Annotated in this window: 15 protein-coding genes and 1 pseudogene; 13 read left to right on the top strand and 3 right to left on the bottom strand. The window is 72.8% G+C overall.

Annotated elements, in window-relative coordinates; translation table 11 throughout:
* Positions 1–12 precede the first annotated feature (12 nt).
* On the top strand, positions 13–507 hold the full coding sequence (locus QE401_RS17725) for a hypothetical protein (protein ID WP_307139455.1): 495 nt from the start codon (positions 13–15) through the stop codon (positions 505–507).
* A gap of 45 nt (positions 508–552) precedes the next feature.
* Here QE401_RS17725 and QE401_RS17720 read toward each other — a convergent pair whose 3' ends face one another.
* A complete protein-coding gene (locus QE401_RS17720) occupies positions 553–966 on the bottom strand; it encodes an EVE domain-containing protein (protein WP_307139454.1) in 414 nt (137 codons plus the stop codon).
* Between the two features lie 13 nt (positions 967–979).
* Positions 980–1,273 carry a YciI family protein gene (locus QE401_RS17715; protein WP_307139453.1) on the bottom strand — a complete coding sequence of 98 codons (294 nt, stop codon included), beginning with the start codon at positions 1,271–1,273 and terminating at the stop codon, positions 980–982.
* 137 nt (positions 1,274–1,410) lie between these two features.
* Between QE401_RS17715 and QE401_RS17710 the strand changes: the two genes are divergently transcribed.
* From QE401_RS17710 to QE401_RS17665, 10 genes are all read left to right on the top strand, one after another.
* Positions 1,411–2,235, top strand: coding sequence for a heme ABC transporter permease (locus tag QE401_RS17710; protein ID WP_307139452.1), 825 nt, complete (start codon positions 1,411–1,413; stop codon positions 2,233–2,235).
* Between the two features lie 46 nt (positions 2,236–2,281).
* Positions 2,282–2,428 carry a hypothetical protein gene (locus QE401_RS17705; protein ID WP_307139451.1) on the top strand — a complete coding sequence of 49 codons (147 nt, stop codon included), beginning with the start codon at positions 2,282–2,284 and terminating at the stop codon, positions 2,426–2,428.
* Positions 2,425–2,643: a hypothetical protein gene (locus QE401_RS17700; RefSeq protein WP_307139450.1), complete on the top strand. Its 219-nt coding sequence runs from the start codon at positions 2,425–2,427 to the stop codon at positions 2,641–2,643. The genes QE401_RS17705 and QE401_RS17700 overlap by 4 nt, the downstream gene beginning before the upstream one ends.
* A gap of 2 nt (positions 2,644–2,645) precedes the next feature.
* Complete coding sequence (gene ccmE, locus QE401_RS17695) at positions 2,646–3,158, top strand: cytochrome c maturation protein CcmE (RefSeq protein WP_307140270.1); 513 nt, start codon at positions 2,646–2,648, stop codon at positions 3,156–3,158.
* On the top strand, positions 3,155–5,128 hold the full coding sequence (locus QE401_RS17690) for a heme lyase CcmF/NrfE family subunit (protein WP_307139449.1): 1,974 nt from the start codon (positions 3,155–3,157) through the stop codon (positions 5,126–5,128). The genes ccmE and QE401_RS17690 overlap by 4 nt, the downstream gene beginning before the upstream one ends.
* 78 nt (positions 5,129–5,206) lie before the next feature.
* Positions 5,207–5,770: a DsbE family thiol:disulfide interchange protein gene (locus tag QE401_RS17685; protein WP_307139448.1), complete on the top strand. Its 564-nt coding sequence runs from the start codon at positions 5,207–5,209 to the stop codon at positions 5,768–5,770.
* Positions 5,770–6,243, top strand: coding sequence for a cytochrome c-type biogenesis protein (locus tag QE401_RS17680; RefSeq protein WP_307139447.1), 474 nt, complete (start codon positions 5,770–5,772; stop codon positions 6,241–6,243). The genes QE401_RS17685 and QE401_RS17680 overlap by 1 nt, the downstream gene beginning before the upstream one ends.
* Positions 6,240–7,046 (top strand): c-type cytochrome biogenesis protein CcmI, encoded by an 807-nt coding sequence (gene ccmI, locus QE401_RS17675; RefSeq protein WP_307139446.1) that lies wholly within the window; start codon positions 6,240–6,242, stop codon positions 7,044–7,046. Before QE401_RS17680 ends, ccmI begins: the two co-directional genes overlap by 4 nt.
* Before the next feature lie 267 nt (positions 7,047–7,313).
* On the top strand, positions 7,314–7,871 hold the full coding sequence (locus QE401_RS17670) for a manganese efflux pump MntP (protein WP_307139445.1): 558 nt from the start codon (positions 7,314–7,316) through the stop codon (positions 7,869–7,871).
* 247 nt (positions 7,872–8,118) lie between these two features.
* Positions 8,119–8,856, top strand: coding sequence for a DUF1194 domain-containing protein (locus QE401_RS17665; protein WP_307139444.1), 738 nt, complete (start codon positions 8,119–8,121; stop codon positions 8,854–8,856).
* A gap of 113 nt (positions 8,857–8,969) precedes the next feature.
* On the opposite strand, the gene QE401_RS17660 is transcribed toward QE401_RS17665, so the two are convergent.
* The gene (locus QE401_RS17660) at positions 8,970–9,401 is read right to left on the bottom strand and encodes a DUF3775 domain-containing protein (RefSeq protein ID WP_307139443.1); all 432 of its coding nucleotides are present in this window, start codon (positions 9,399–9,401) and stop codon (positions 8,970–8,972) included.
* A 256-nt stretch (positions 9,402–9,657) separates the two neighbouring features.
* Between QE401_RS17660 and QE401_RS17655 the strand changes: the two genes are divergently transcribed.
* Both QE401_RS17655 and typA read left to right on the top strand, forming a co-directional pair.
* On the top strand, positions 9,658–10,020 hold the full coding sequence (locus QE401_RS17655) for a hypothetical protein (RefSeq protein WP_307139442.1): 363 nt from the start codon (positions 9,658–9,660) through the stop codon (positions 10,018–10,020).
* Positions 10,021–10,272: 252 nt separating this feature from the next.
* A pseudogene (gene typA, locus QE401_RS17650) lies at positions 10,273–12,103 on the top strand (translational GTPase TypA).
* Positions 12,104–12,245 lie beyond the last annotated feature (142 nt).

The following is a 12,245-nucleotide window of genomic DNA, read 5'->3' as shown; positions in this document are numbered from 1 at the left end:
AGGAGGCGGCTCATGCGGCATCGGAAGACCCTGCCCCGGGCAGGAAGGCTGGCAGGAAGGCTGGCAGGAAGGCTGGCGGGGGGAAGGAGGGGCGGCGCGGTGGCGGCGCTGGCCCTGGCGCTGGCCCTGCTGGGCGGCCCGGCGGCGGCGCAGATCCGCTACGAGGTCGATCCCTATGGCCGCCCGCTCGGCCGCACCGAGACCCAGGGCGGCGTGCAGCGGCACTACGACGCCTATGGCCAATATGACGGGCGCTCGGAACGCTCGGCCGGCGGCGGGGTGCTGCGGCATTACGATGCCGAGGGCCGCTATCTGGGGCGCGAGGAGGTGGAGCGCGATTTCCGCCGCCGCCCCTCCCCCTACCCGCCGCAGACCCCGCCCTATCTGCCGCCGGGGACGCAGATCTATGTCGATCCCGGCCCGCTGCTGCAGCCGCAGCCGCCCATGGCCGAGCCGCCGCCGCGCCACAACACGCCCTGGTTCAACGACCGGGCCCGCCGGAACTGAGGCGGGGCGCCAGGGCCGGGGGAGCCGCCCCGGCCCTGGCCGCTCTCAGCCCTGGAAGCCGCCCAGGCGGCAGAGCAGCGCCCAGTGTTCGTCGGAGATCGGCATCACCGACAGGCGCGACTGCCGGATCAGCCCGATCTCGGCCAGTTCCGGCATCGTCTTGATCTCGGCCAGCGTCACCGGGCGCGGCATCGGCCCCACCGCGCGCATGTCGACACAGGCCCAGCGGCCGCTCTCCTCGGTCGGGTCGGGATAGGCCTCGCGCGCCACCTCGACCACGCCGACGATCTCCTTCCCCACATTGGAATGGTAGAAGAAGGCGCGGTCGCCCTGCCGCATGGCGCGGAGGTTCTTCGCCGCCTGGGCGTTGCGCACGCCGGTCCAGGGCTCGACCCCGTTCTCCACCTGCTGCTGCCAGGAAAAGGCGTCGGGCTCGCTCTTGACCAGCCAATAGGCCATGGCGGCGCGCCCCTCAGCCGACGCGCTGGCCGCCGGCATAGACCTGGCGGAAGGGCCGCACCGTGACCTTGGCGAACAGCCCGGCCTTGGCATAGGGGTCCTCGGCGGCGAAGGCCTCGGCCGCCGCCTGGTCGGCGACATCGACCAGCAGCACGCTGCCGCAGGGCTTGCCCTCGGCATCCAGCACCGGGCCGGCCTGCACCAGCGCCTCGACCTTGCTGTCGAGATATTCGAGATGCGTGGGCCGCGTGGCCAGGCGCAGCTCCAGCGCGGCGGGCTTGTCCTCGCAGACAATGGCGAACAGCATCGGCTTCTCTCTCCTCAAGGCGCCCTGCGGCGCCGGGCTCTCCTGGCGGCGCCACGGCGGCGCCGGGGCTGTGTCATGACGTAACCGCGTGCGGCGATGGCTTCAATCCGGCGCCGCAAGCCCCTAGTTTGCGCGGCGTGAGCACCCCGTCCCACCCCGGCCCCGCCAGCCGCCCCGCCGCCCCCGCAGCCGCCGCCCCCGCCGGCGGCGGGCTGCACCGCTTCGCCAATCCCGGCCGCTTCCTGCGGCTGACCGAGCGGCTGCTGCCCTGGCTCTGGGGGCTCGCGGCGCTGGTGCTGGGCGCCGGCGCCGCCTGGGCGCTGCTCTTCTCCCCGCCCGACTGGCAGCAGGGGGAGACGGTGCGCATCATGTATGTGCATGTGCCGATGGCCTGGCTGGCCATGGGCGGCTATCTCGGCCTGGCCATCGCCTCGGCCATGTCGCTGATCTGGCGCCACCCGCTGGCCGATCTGGCGGCGCGGGAGCTGTCGCCGGTCGGCGCCATGGTCACCGCGCTGTGCCTGGCCACCGGCAGCCTGTGGGGCCGGCCGATGTGGGGCACCTGGTGGGCCTGGGATGCCCGCATGACCTCGGTGCTGGTGCTGTTCTTCCTGTGGGTCGGCCATGCCGCCCTGGTCCGCGCCTTCGACGAGGAGGAGCGCGGCGCCCGCGCCGGCGCCATCCTGGCGCTGATCGGCGCGGTGAACCTGCCGGTCATCAAGTGGAGCGTCGACTGGTTCAACACGCTGCACCAATCGGCCTCGGTCACCCGCGCCGCGGCGCCGGGCATGCATGTCGACATCCTCTACCCGCTGCTGGTCTGCGCGGCCGGCTTCAGCCTGGCCTTCGCAGCCCTGGTGCTGGCCCGCACCCGCGCCGCGGTGATGGAGAAGCGGCTGCGCCAGCTGCAGCTCTCCCGCGCCCGGCAGCATGAGGCGGCCGGGCTGGAGGGCGCGGCATGACCGCGCTTCTTGCGCCGGATCAAGGCGCCGGCAGGGAGAATGCGGCATGACGCAGCATTGGTGGCATGTCGCCCTCTCCTGGGGGCTGGCGGCGCTCGGCTTCGGCGGCATGGCGCTGCTGGCGGCGCGGCGCCACGCCGCGGCGAAGCGGCGCATGGCGCTGCTGGGTCCGCGCCCGCGGCGGCGCGCATGAAGGCGGCCCGCACCGGGCTGGCGCTGGCGGTCACCGCCCTGGCGCTGGCGCTGGTGCCGGGCCTGATGCTGCTGGCCGGGTGGGGGCTGCTCCCCGCCCTGGCCTGTGCCCTGGCGGTCTGGGTCATGGGCAGTGCGATCTTCGACCTGGCGGAGCTGGCCTCCGTCCTGGTCGCGAAAGGGACCGCCCGCTGGCGGCAGAGGAGGCAAGGGTGAGTCTGTCGCGCAAGCGGCGTCGGATGTGGATCGTGCTGCTGGCCGGGCTCGGCCTCGGCACCGCCACCGCGCTGACGCTCACCGCCTTCCAGGACAATCTGGTCTTCTTCCTGGCCCCCAGCGACATCGCCGCGAAGAATCCCGGCCCCGACCGCGCCTTCCGCCTGGGCGGGCTGGTCGAGGCCGGCAGCCTGCAGCGCAGCCAGGCCGCCGATGGCAAGCCGGAGGCACGCTTCCGCGTCACCGACGGGCCGGCCACCATCCCGGTCACCTATCACGGCGTGCTGCCCGACCTGCTGCGCGAGGGCCAGGGCGTGGTGGCGCTGGGCAAGCTGGGGCCGGACGGGCTGTTCCGCGCCAGCGAGGTGCTGGCCCGCCATGACGAGACCTACATGCCGCCCGAGGTCGCCGACGCGCTGAAGCGCAGCGGCCATTGGGACCCGGCGCGCGGCGCGCCGCCGCCGGCGGCCAGCTGGAACACCCTCTCCCCCAGCCCGGAGAACAGCGGCGGATGATCGCGGAATTCGGCCATTTCGCCCTGGCGCTCGCCTTCGCGCTGGCGCTGGCCCAGACGGTGCTGCCGCTCTGGGGCGCGGCGCGGCGCGATGCGCGGCTGATGGGCGCGGCCGCGCCGCTCGCCTATGGCCAGGCGCTGGCCTGCGCCGCCGCCTTCGGTGCCCTGCTCTGGGCCTTCGCGGTGAACGACACCAGCGTCATCACCGTGGTGCAGAACAGCCACTCGGCCAAGCCGCTGCTGTACAAATACGCCGGCGCCTGGGGCAATCACGAGGGCTCGCTGCTGCTCTGGGTGCTGATCCTGGCGCTGTGCGGCGCCGCCGTCGCCGGCTTCGGCCGCGACCTGCCGGGCATGCTGCGGGCCCGGGTGCTGGGTGTGCTGGGGCTGGTGGCGATCGGCTTCCTGGCCTTCACCCTGCTCACCTCCAACCCCTTCGGCCGGGTCTGGCCGGCGCCGCCGGACGGGCAGGGGCTGAACCCGGTGCTGCAGGATCCCGGCCTCGCCTTCCACCCGCCGCTGCTCTACCTGGGCTATGTCGGCTATGCCGTCACCTTCGCCTTCGCGGTCGCCGCGCTGATCGAGGGGCGGGTGGACGCCGCCTGGGGCCGCTGGGTGCGCCCCTGGGCGCTGGCGGCCTGGGCCTTCCTGACGCTCGGCATCGCGCTCGGCTCCTGGTGGGCCTATTACGAGCTGGGCTGGGGCGGCTACTGGTTCTGGGACCCGGTCGAGAACGCCTCCCTGCTGCCCTGGCTGGCCGGCACGGCGCTGCTGCACTCCGCCATCGTGGTGGAGAAGCGCGAGGCGCTGAAGATCTGGACCCTGCTGCTGGCGCTGCTGGCCTTCGGCTTCTCGCTGCTGGGCACCTTCCTGGTGCGCTCGGGCGTGCTGAACTCGGTGCATGCCTTCGCCTCCGACCCGTCGCGCGGCGTGTTCATCCTGGGCCTGCTCGGCTTCTATGTCGCCGGCAGCCTGGCGCTGTTCGCCTGGCGGGCGCCGTCCATGGCGCCCACCGGCCTGTTCGCGCCGCTGTCGCGCGAGGGCTCGCTGGTGCTGAACAACCTGCTGCTCTGCGCCATGGCGGCGGTGGTGCTGGCCGGCACGCTGTGGCCGATGTTCGCCGACCTGCTGCTGGGCCAGAAGATCTCGGTGGGCCCGCCCTTCTTCAACACCGCCATCCTGCCGCTGGCCGTGCCGCTGGTGCTGGCCATGGCGGCCGGGCCGCTGCTGCCCTGGAAGCGGGCGCGGCTGTGGCCGGTGCTGCAGCGGCTGTGGTGGGCGGCGCTGGCCGCCGCCGGTGCCGTGGCGCTGGTGCTGGCCTTCGCCGGCCTGCGCATCGGCCCGGCGCTGGGTTTCGCCGCCGCGCTCTGGCTGATCTGCGGCGCGCTGGCCGACATTTTCGACCGCATCGCGCTGTTCCGCCGCCCGGCCGCCGCCTGGAGCCGCGCGCGCGGCCTGCCGCGCGCCGCCTGGGGCGCGGCGCTGGCGCATGCCGGGGTCGGCATCTCGATCCTGGGCATGGCGGGCATGGGCCTGGCCAGCGACCATCTGGCAGCGCTTCGCCCCGGCCAGGCCATCCGGCATGCCGGCTATGAATGGCGCCTGGACCGGGTGGAGGATGTGATCGGCCCCAACTGGTCCGCCCGCCGGGCCACGGTGACGGTGCTGCGCGATGGCGCGGTGGTGACGGTGCTGCGGCCGGAGCGGCGCTATTTCCCGGTGGGCAGCATGACCACCACCGAGGCCGCCATCCATGCCCGGCCGCGCGGCGATCTCTATGCCGTGCTGGGCGAGGAGGAGGGGGGCCAGGCGGTGCTGCGGGTGCACCACAACATCCTGGCGCCCTGGATCTGGCTGGGGGCGCTGGTGATGGCGCTGGGCGGCGCGGTGTCGCTGACCGACCGCCGCATCCGCATCGCCGCGCCCCTGCCCGCTGCCGGCCATGGCGCACAAGGGCGCCGCACCACTTAACCGGGGCTGCCCTGGGCCCGGTGTCGCGGCCCGCTTCGCCGGGAGACGGCGGCAGCCTGACAAAAAAGGAGTTCCGAGATGCCCCTGACCAGCCGCCGCATGATCATGCTGGCGCCGCTCGGGCTGGCGGTGGCCGGGGGTGCAGGCTTCTACGGAATGCTGCGCGGCCTGGGCGATGGCAGCTATGACCCGCGCGGCGTGCCCTCCGTCCTGGTGGGCAAGCAGGCCCCGAGCTTCACCCTGCCGCCGCTGGAGGCCAGCGGCGTGCCCGCCTTCGGCGATGCCGAGCTGCGCGCGCTGCCGGCCCCGGTGCTGGTGAATTTCTGGGCCAGCTGGTGCGTGCCCTGCATCGTCGAGCATCCGCAGCTGATGCGGCTGGCGCGCGAGGGCGTGCCGGTCTTCGGCATCAACTACAAGGACAAGCCGGGCGATGCGGCGCAGTTCCTGACCCGGCATGGCAACCCGTTCCGGCGGCTGGGGCGGGACGAGCCGGGGCGGGTGGCCATCGATTGGGGCGTCTATGGCGTGCCGGAGACCTATCTGCTCGACCGCCAGGGCATTGTGCGCTGGCGCTGGCCGGGGCCGGTGACGCCGGAGGTGCTGGAGCAGGATATCCGCCCCCTGCTGCGGCGCCACGCCTGATGCCCCGTCTTTTTTCCAGTGCAGCAGCGTTGCTGCTGTCGGTGTCGCTGGGGGGGGCCGCGCTCGCCGTCGGCCTGCCTTCCGAGATGCTGCGCGACCCGGTGAAGGAGCAGGAGGCGCGGGAGATCGGGCGCGAGCTGCGCTGCCTGGTCTGCCAGAACCAGTCGATCGAGGACAGCGAGGCCGATCTGGCGCGCGACCTGCGCCGCATCGTGCGCGAGCGCATCGCCCTCGGCGAGGACCGTGCCGCCGTCATCGAATATGTCCATGCCCGCTACGGCGATTTCGTGCTGCTGCGGCCGCCGCTGAACGCCGCCACGCTGCTGCTGTGGGGCATGCCGGTGCTGGCGCTGGGGGGCGGGCTGCTGGCCGTGCTGCTGCTGCGCCGGCGCGGCACCCAGGCGGCCCCCGCCCCGCTCTCGCCCGAGGAAGAGGCGCGGCTGGCCGCGCTGGAGGACCGCTCCCCCCGATGATCTGGCTGCTTTTCCTGGGGCTGGCGGTGCTCGCCCTGGCACCGCTGGGCTGGGCGCTGCTGCGCCCCGCCCGGCTGCGCAACCGTCAGGAGGCCGATCTGGCCCTGTATCGCGCCCAGCTCGAGGAGCTGGAGCGCGAGCGGGAGGCCGGGCGGCTGGAGCCCGAGGCCTATCGCGCCGCCAAGCTGGAGGTGCAGCGCCGCGTGCTGGCCGCGCCGGGGCTGGAGGGGGCGGAGCAGCCCGGCCAGCCGCCGGGGCGCGGGGCGGCGGTGCTGGCGGCGCTGATCTTCCTGCTGCCGGCGCTGGGCTTCGGCGTCTATCTCTGGCACGGCCAGCCGGACATCCCGGCCGCGCCCTTCCAGGAGCGGGCGGCGGCGGCGGCGCGGGACGAGGCGCTGCTGCAGCGGCTGCGCGAGCGGCTGGCGCAGGGCGGCGCCGGGCCGGAGGTGACGCGGCAGGGCTGGATCCTGCTGGGCAATGCCGAGCGCGGCCGCGGCCGGCTGGAACGCGCGGTGGAGGCCTGGGAGACGGCGCTGCGGCTGCGCTTCGAGGGGCCGCTGGCGGCCGAGCTGGCCGAGCTGCAGATCGAGCGCGGCGAATTCGCGGCGGCGCAGGGGCTGCTGGCCCGCGCGCTGCAGATCGACCCCGGCGAGCCGCGGCTGCGCTACCTGACCGGGCTGGCCGAGGCCCGCGCCGGGCGGACAGCGAATGCCCGCGCCACCTGGCGGGCGCTGCTGGCCGAGGCGCCGGCGGATGCGCCCTGGCGCGGCCTGGTGGAGCGGCGGCTGCAGGAACTGCCCTGAGGCGTCGCGCCTTTCCAGGATGACCGGCCGGGCCGGGGCTTCGCGGAGCCCCGGCCTTTTTTGCGCCCGGCGCGCCATGGCTTCGCCTTGTGCGCGGGGCGGCAGGGTGTAGCCCCGGCTCCAAAGCCGCGCCTTGGCTACAAGTATCTGATTTCAAAAGAAAAAATTTGACGCCCTGGCGCTGCCGGCCTAATCGGCGCGGCACGGGAGCCCTGGCCTTTCGGCCGCGCGCGCTTGCCGTGCCGTGCTCGCCGGAAGGGTTGCCCGATGTCGCCTGTCTCGATCGCCGTGCTCGCCCTCGGCATGTCGGTGGATGCCTTCGCCGCCGCGATCAGCCGTGGCGCCGGCGGCCGCCCGGTGCGGCTGGCCGAGGCGATGCGCACCGGGCTGGTGTTCGGCGCGGTGGAGGCGGTGACGCCGCTGCTGGGCTGGGGCGCCGGCATGCTGGCGGCGGGCGCCATGGCGGCGGTGGACCACTGGATCGCCTTCGCCCTGCTGGCGCTGGTCGGCGGCCGCATGCTGTTCGAGGCGGCGCGGCGCCCGGCGGAGGAAGCGCCGGCCGGCCGCTCCCCCTGGATGCTGCTGGCCACCGCCATCGGCACCAGCATCGACGCCATGGCGGTCGGCGTGTCGCTGGCCTTCCTGGAGGCGGATATCTGGGTGATCGCCGCGGCGATCGGCGCCGCCACCTTCTGCATGGCCACGGGCGGCGTGCTGTTCGGCCGGCTGCTGGGCCGCCGCCTGGGCCGGGTGGCGGAGGCGCTGGCGGGCATCGCGCTGATCCTGCTCGGCACCGCCATCCTGCATGAGCATCTGACGGCCTGAGGCAACCACCGCTTTTCGCATGTAACTTTACCCGCTGGAGAGGCGCGCCGGCCTAGGCTGCCCCATCCGGTGCGGGAAAAGCCCTGCCGCAAGCCTGCCGCCGCCTTTCCGGGCCGCGCGCACATCCTTTTGCGGAAGGAATTGTTGCATTCCCGCGACCGGGATCGGTTTGCTGACCGTGAACGGGCAGGAGGCGACGATGCGGCGACGCTCCTTGTTGGCGTCTGGGCTGGCGACGGGCTCCCTGATGGCGGGGACGCTGGCCGGGATCTCCCTTCCCGCCCGGCCGGCCCGGGCCGAGGAGGCGGCCGATGTGCTGCTGGTGCTGGCGGTGGATGTCTCCCGCTCGGTCGATGAGGATGAGGCGAAGCTGCAGCGCGAGGGCTATCGCAGCGCCATGACCGATCCGCGCGTGCTGGAGGCGATCCGTGGCGGCGCGGTCGGCGCCATCGCGCTGACCTATGTGGAATGGGCCGGCGCCGAGTATCAGCGCCAGGTGCTGCCCTGGACCCGCATCGCCAATGCGGCGCAGGCCGAGGCCTGGTCCAGCGCGCTGGCGGAGGCGCCGCGCGCCTCGCTCTCCTGGACCTCGATCTCGGCCGGCATCGAGTTCAGCCTGCGCATGCTGGCGGACTGCCCCTATGAGGGCACGCGGCGGGTGATCGACGTCTCGGGCGATGGGGTGAACAATTCCGGCCCGCCGGTGGAGCCGGTGCGCGACCGCGCGGTGGCCGAGGGGGTGGTCATCAACGGGCTGCCGATCCTGAACGACCAGCCGAGCTTCGGCCGGCGCAGCACCGTGCCGCTGGACCAGTATTACGCCGAATCCGTCATCGGCGGCCCCGGCGCCTTCCTGATCGCGGCGGCGGATTTCGAGGCCTTCGGCATGGCGGTGCGGCGCAAGCTGATCCGCGAGATCGCCGGGCTGCCGGGTCCGGTGCGCATGCTGGCGCGGCGCGACGGGGTGGCCGAAGGCCGCGGCTGAGCCCCGGCGCCGCCGGGGCGCCCGCCGGATCGCCGGGCCTGCCTCATGGGGCAGGCCGGGCGGGACGCCCCGCCCGGGGGCGGTCGCCCCCAGGGCGCGGCCATGTCAGCGCCTCAGCGCTCCACATCCTCGACCGAGATGCCGAAGGCGGCCAGGCCCTCGGCCAGCAGGTCGCCGGCCATGTCCATGCCCAGCAGGTAGCGGGCGGTGTCGCCGCTGGCCGTGCCGCGCTCGCGCGCCAGGCGCAGCGCCTCCTCCCACTCCTCGGGCTCGTAATCGCCGCGGCCGACCCAGGCCAGCGCCACCAGGGCGGCCTGCTCGTCCTCGTTCAGCTCCTCGATGAAGGCGGCGAGGGTGTCCTCGTCGAAATCATCGTCGCCGTCATCGCCCTCGTCATCATCGGCCTCGATCGACTCGCCGGCCTCGTCATCCTGGATGGCGCGGATATGGTCGACGACGGTGGCCACCGATTCCAGGCTGATGCCCAGATCCAGCTCGCCATCCCCGTCATCGTCGCGCGGGGTTTCGCTCGGAGTATCGCTCATGGGCCCCTCTCCTCTGGCTCCAGGCTACGGCAACGCGAAAGGCCGGCACCAGCCTGCGGTTTCTTAAAAAAAAACGTGTTGCGCGCGGCGGCGGCGGCGGACGCAACGCCAAAGCGCCCTGCTTCATTGAGACCACATGCGCCGACACCTGACCCCCCTCATGGTAGCGGTGGCGATTGGTCTTTCCGTGGCGGTTCCCCCCCCGCCCTCGGGGAGTCCCGCGACCACGAACCATCCCCCCGCCGGGATGCGCCCGATGGCGTCCCTGGCCAGCCTCCTCCCCGTCGCCCAGCGCGACGGCGACGCCCAACCGGCCCCCGCCGGCGGCAGCTTCACCCCGGCCTCGGCCGGCGGCATGGCCAGCGCCCCCGGCTGCGCGCAGAGCGCGCCGCTGTTCCGCTCCGCCATGCCGCGCTTCGTCTCCTGGCAGGAGGCGAAGACGCCGAAGCCGGACAGCACGCCGCAGCGCGCCCCCGGCACCCCGCCCGGCGCCGCCCCCTTCACCGAGGAGGCGGCCCAGGAGCCGGCGATGCACCAGGCGCTGCATCTCTGCGTGGTGGACCGCTTCGCCCCCAGCCGGCCGCTCGGCGGCGCCTCGCGCGCGGTGTACCGGCTGTAAGGCCGGCCCCGCCTTGGCGGGGGCAGCAGGCCGGCACGGGGCGGAAAGGCCGCGGCGAAGGTTGCGATCCCGATTCGTCGGGGCAGACCTGCGGCACACTGCGACCGGAAAGGCTCGCTTTTTGCGCCCGATGATTCTATCTGTGCGCCGCAACAAGCCGCCAGGCCAGCCCCGCCCGAGCCTCGTCGTATGGATACGGCAGGGGTGCCGGGCTGTGTTCGCAGGCGGCGCAGCCTCGGGACTGCCCGCCTTATGGAACTGCGCAACGTCGCCATCATCGCCCATGTCGACCACGGCAAGACTACGCTCGTCGACAACCTGCTGAAGCAGGCGGGTGCTTTCCGCGCCAACCAGGCCGTGGCCGAGCGGGCCATGGACCGCAACGACCTGGAGCGGGAGCGCGGCATCACCATTCTCGCCAAATCCACCGCCGTCGAGTGGAAGGGCGTCAAGATCAACATCGTCGACACGCCGGGCCACGCCGATTTCGGCGGCGAGGTGGAGCGCATCCTGTCGATGGTCGATGGCGCCATCGTGCTGTGCGACGCCGCCGAGGGCCCGCTGCCGCAGACCAAATTCGTGCTGACCAAGGCGCTGGCCCGCGGGCTGAAGCCGATCGTCGTCATCAACAAGGTCGACCGCCAGGACGCCCGCGCCGATGAGGTGCTGAACGAGGTGTTCGACCTGTTCGCGGCGCTCGGCGCCTCGGACGAGCAGCTCGACTTCCACACCATGTTCGCCTCCGGCCGCCAGGGCTGGGCCGATCTGACGATGGACGGTCCGCGCAAGGACCTGTCGCCGATGTTCGACCTGATCCTGAGCCATGTGCCGGCGCCGAAGGTCGATCTCGACAAGCCCTTCGCGATGAACGCGACCATCCTGGAGGCCGACAATTTCCTTGGCCGCATCCTGACCGGCCGTATCGAGCAGGGCGTCGCCCGCACGAACATGCCGGTCCGCGTGATGCGCCAGGACGGCACGGTGGTCGAGACCGGCCGCCTGACCAAGCTGATGACCTTCTCCGGCCTGGACCGCGTGCCGGTGGACGAGGTGCAGGCGGGCGATATCTGCGCCATCGCCGGCCTGGCGGATGCGACCATCCCCGACACCATCGCCTCCCCCGAGGTGACCGAGCCGCTGCCGGCGATCCCCATCGATCCGCCGACGCTGACCATGACCTTCCGCATCAATGACGGCCCGCTGGGCGGCCGCGAGGGCAAGAAGGTCACCAGCCGCCAGATCCGCGACCGTCTCTTCAAGGAGACGGAGGGCAATGTCGCCATCCGCGTGAAGGTCTCCGAGGAGGTCGACGCCTTCGAGGTGGCCGGCCGCGGCGAGCTGCAGCTGGGCGTGCTGATCGAGACGATGCGCCGCGAGGGCTTCGAGCTGACCATCGGCCGCCCGCGCGTGCTGACCCAGATCAACCCGGAGACCGGCGAGAAGGAAGAGCCCTTCGAGGAAGCCGTCATCGATGTCGATGAGGAGTTCTCGGGCGTCGTCGTCGAGAAGATGTCGGTCCGCAAGGGCATGATGCAGGACATGCGCCCCTCGGGCGGCGGCAAGGTCCGGCTGGTGTTCCACATCCCGTCGCGCGGCCTGATCGGCTACCATGGCGAGTTCATGACCGACACGCGCGGCACGGGCATGATGAACCGGCTGTTCCTGGGCTTACCGCCCCTGGGCCGGTCCGATCGAGGGCCGCATCAAGGGCAGCCTGATCTCCAACTCCGATGGCGAGGCGGTGCAGTACGCGCTGTTCTCCCTGCAGGAGCGTGGCACGCTGTTCGTCGATCCGGGCCACAAGGTCTATACCGGCCTGATCCTGGGCGAGCATTCGCGCGAGAACGACCTCGACGTGAATCCGATCAAGGAGAAGAAGCTGACCAACGTCCGTGCCGCCGGCAAGGACGAGGCCCTGCTGCTGACCCCGCCGCGCCGCATGAGCCTGGAGCAGGCGATCGCCTATATCGAGGATGACGAGCTGGTCGAGGTGACGCCGACCGCCGTGCGCCTGCGCAAGCGCTTCCTGGATCCGAACGAGCGCAAGAAGCACGCCCGCCGCAGCGACTCCGAAGCCGCCTGATTCTGTCAGCTGCCGGTCATGGCTCAGACGACGGGTGCTGCACTGGGTCGGGTCGCTCCGGCCCAGTGGGGCGGCCCGCCTCTGAGCCGGGCGGCGGCAGCCTGACAGAAAACTGCCGGTCATGGGTGAGACGACGGTCGCT

Source organism: Pseudoroseomonas cervicalis (assembly GCF_030818485.1).
GTDB classification, from domain to species: domain Bacteria; phylum Pseudomonadota; class Alphaproteobacteria; order Acetobacterales; family Acetobacteraceae; genus Pseudoroseomonas; species Pseudoroseomonas cervicalis_A.
The sequence above is the reverse complement of the archived record's forward strand: the minus strand, read 5'-3'. Positions and strand labels throughout refer to the sequence as shown.

Bases quoted from the DNA above. Each gene is read 5' to 3' on its own strand.
- QE401_RS17725 (WP_307139455.1), top strand. From the start codon at position 13: ATGCGGCATCGGAAGACCCTGCCCCGGGCAGGAAGGCTGGCAGGAAGG.
- QE401_RS17720 (WP_307139454.1), bottom strand. From the start codon at position 966: ATGGCCTATTGGCTGGTCAAGAGCGAGCCCGACGCCTTTTCCTGGCAG.
- QE401_RS17715 (WP_307139453.1), bottom strand. From the start codon at position 1,273: ATGCTGTTCGCCATTGTCTGCGAGGACAAGCCCGCCGCGCTGGAGCTG.
- QE401_RS17705 (WP_307139451.1), top strand. From the start codon at position 2,282: ATGACGCAGCATTGGTGGCATGTCGCCCTCTCCTGGGGGCTGGCGGCG.
- QE401_RS17700 (WP_307139450.1), top strand. From the start codon at position 2,425: ATGAAGGCGGCCCGCACCGGGCTGGCGCTGGCGGTCACCGCCCTGGCG.
- QE401_RS17690 (WP_307139449.1), top strand. From the start codon at position 3,155: ATGATCGCGGAATTCGGCCATTTCGCCCTGGCGCTCGCCTTCGCGCTG.
- QE401_RS17685 (WP_307139448.1), top strand. From the start codon at position 5,207: ATGCCCCTGACCAGCCGCCGCATGATCATGCTGGCGCCGCTCGGGCTG.
- QE401_RS17680 (WP_307139447.1), top strand. From the start codon at position 5,770: ATGCCCCGTCTTTTTTCCAGTGCAGCAGCGTTGCTGCTGTCGGTGTCG.
- ccmI (WP_307139446.1), top strand. From the start codon at position 6,240: ATGATCTGGCTGCTTTTCCTGGGGCTGGCGGTGCTCGCCCTGGCACCG.
- QE401_RS17670 (WP_307139445.1), top strand. From the start codon at position 7,314: ATGTCGCCTGTCTCGATCGCCGTGCTCGCCCTCGGCATGTCGGTGGAT.
- QE401_RS17665 (WP_307139444.1), top strand. From the start codon at position 8,119: ATGGCGGGGACGCTGGCCGGGATCTCCCTTCCCGCCCGGCCGGCCCGG.
- QE401_RS17660 (WP_307139443.1), bottom strand. From the start codon at position 9,401: ATGAGCGATACTCCGAGCGAAACCCCGCGCGACGATGACGGGGATGGC.
- QE401_RS17655 (WP_307139442.1), top strand. From the start codon at position 9,658: ATGGCGTCCCTGGCCAGCCTCCTCCCCGTCGCCCAGCGCGACGGCGAC.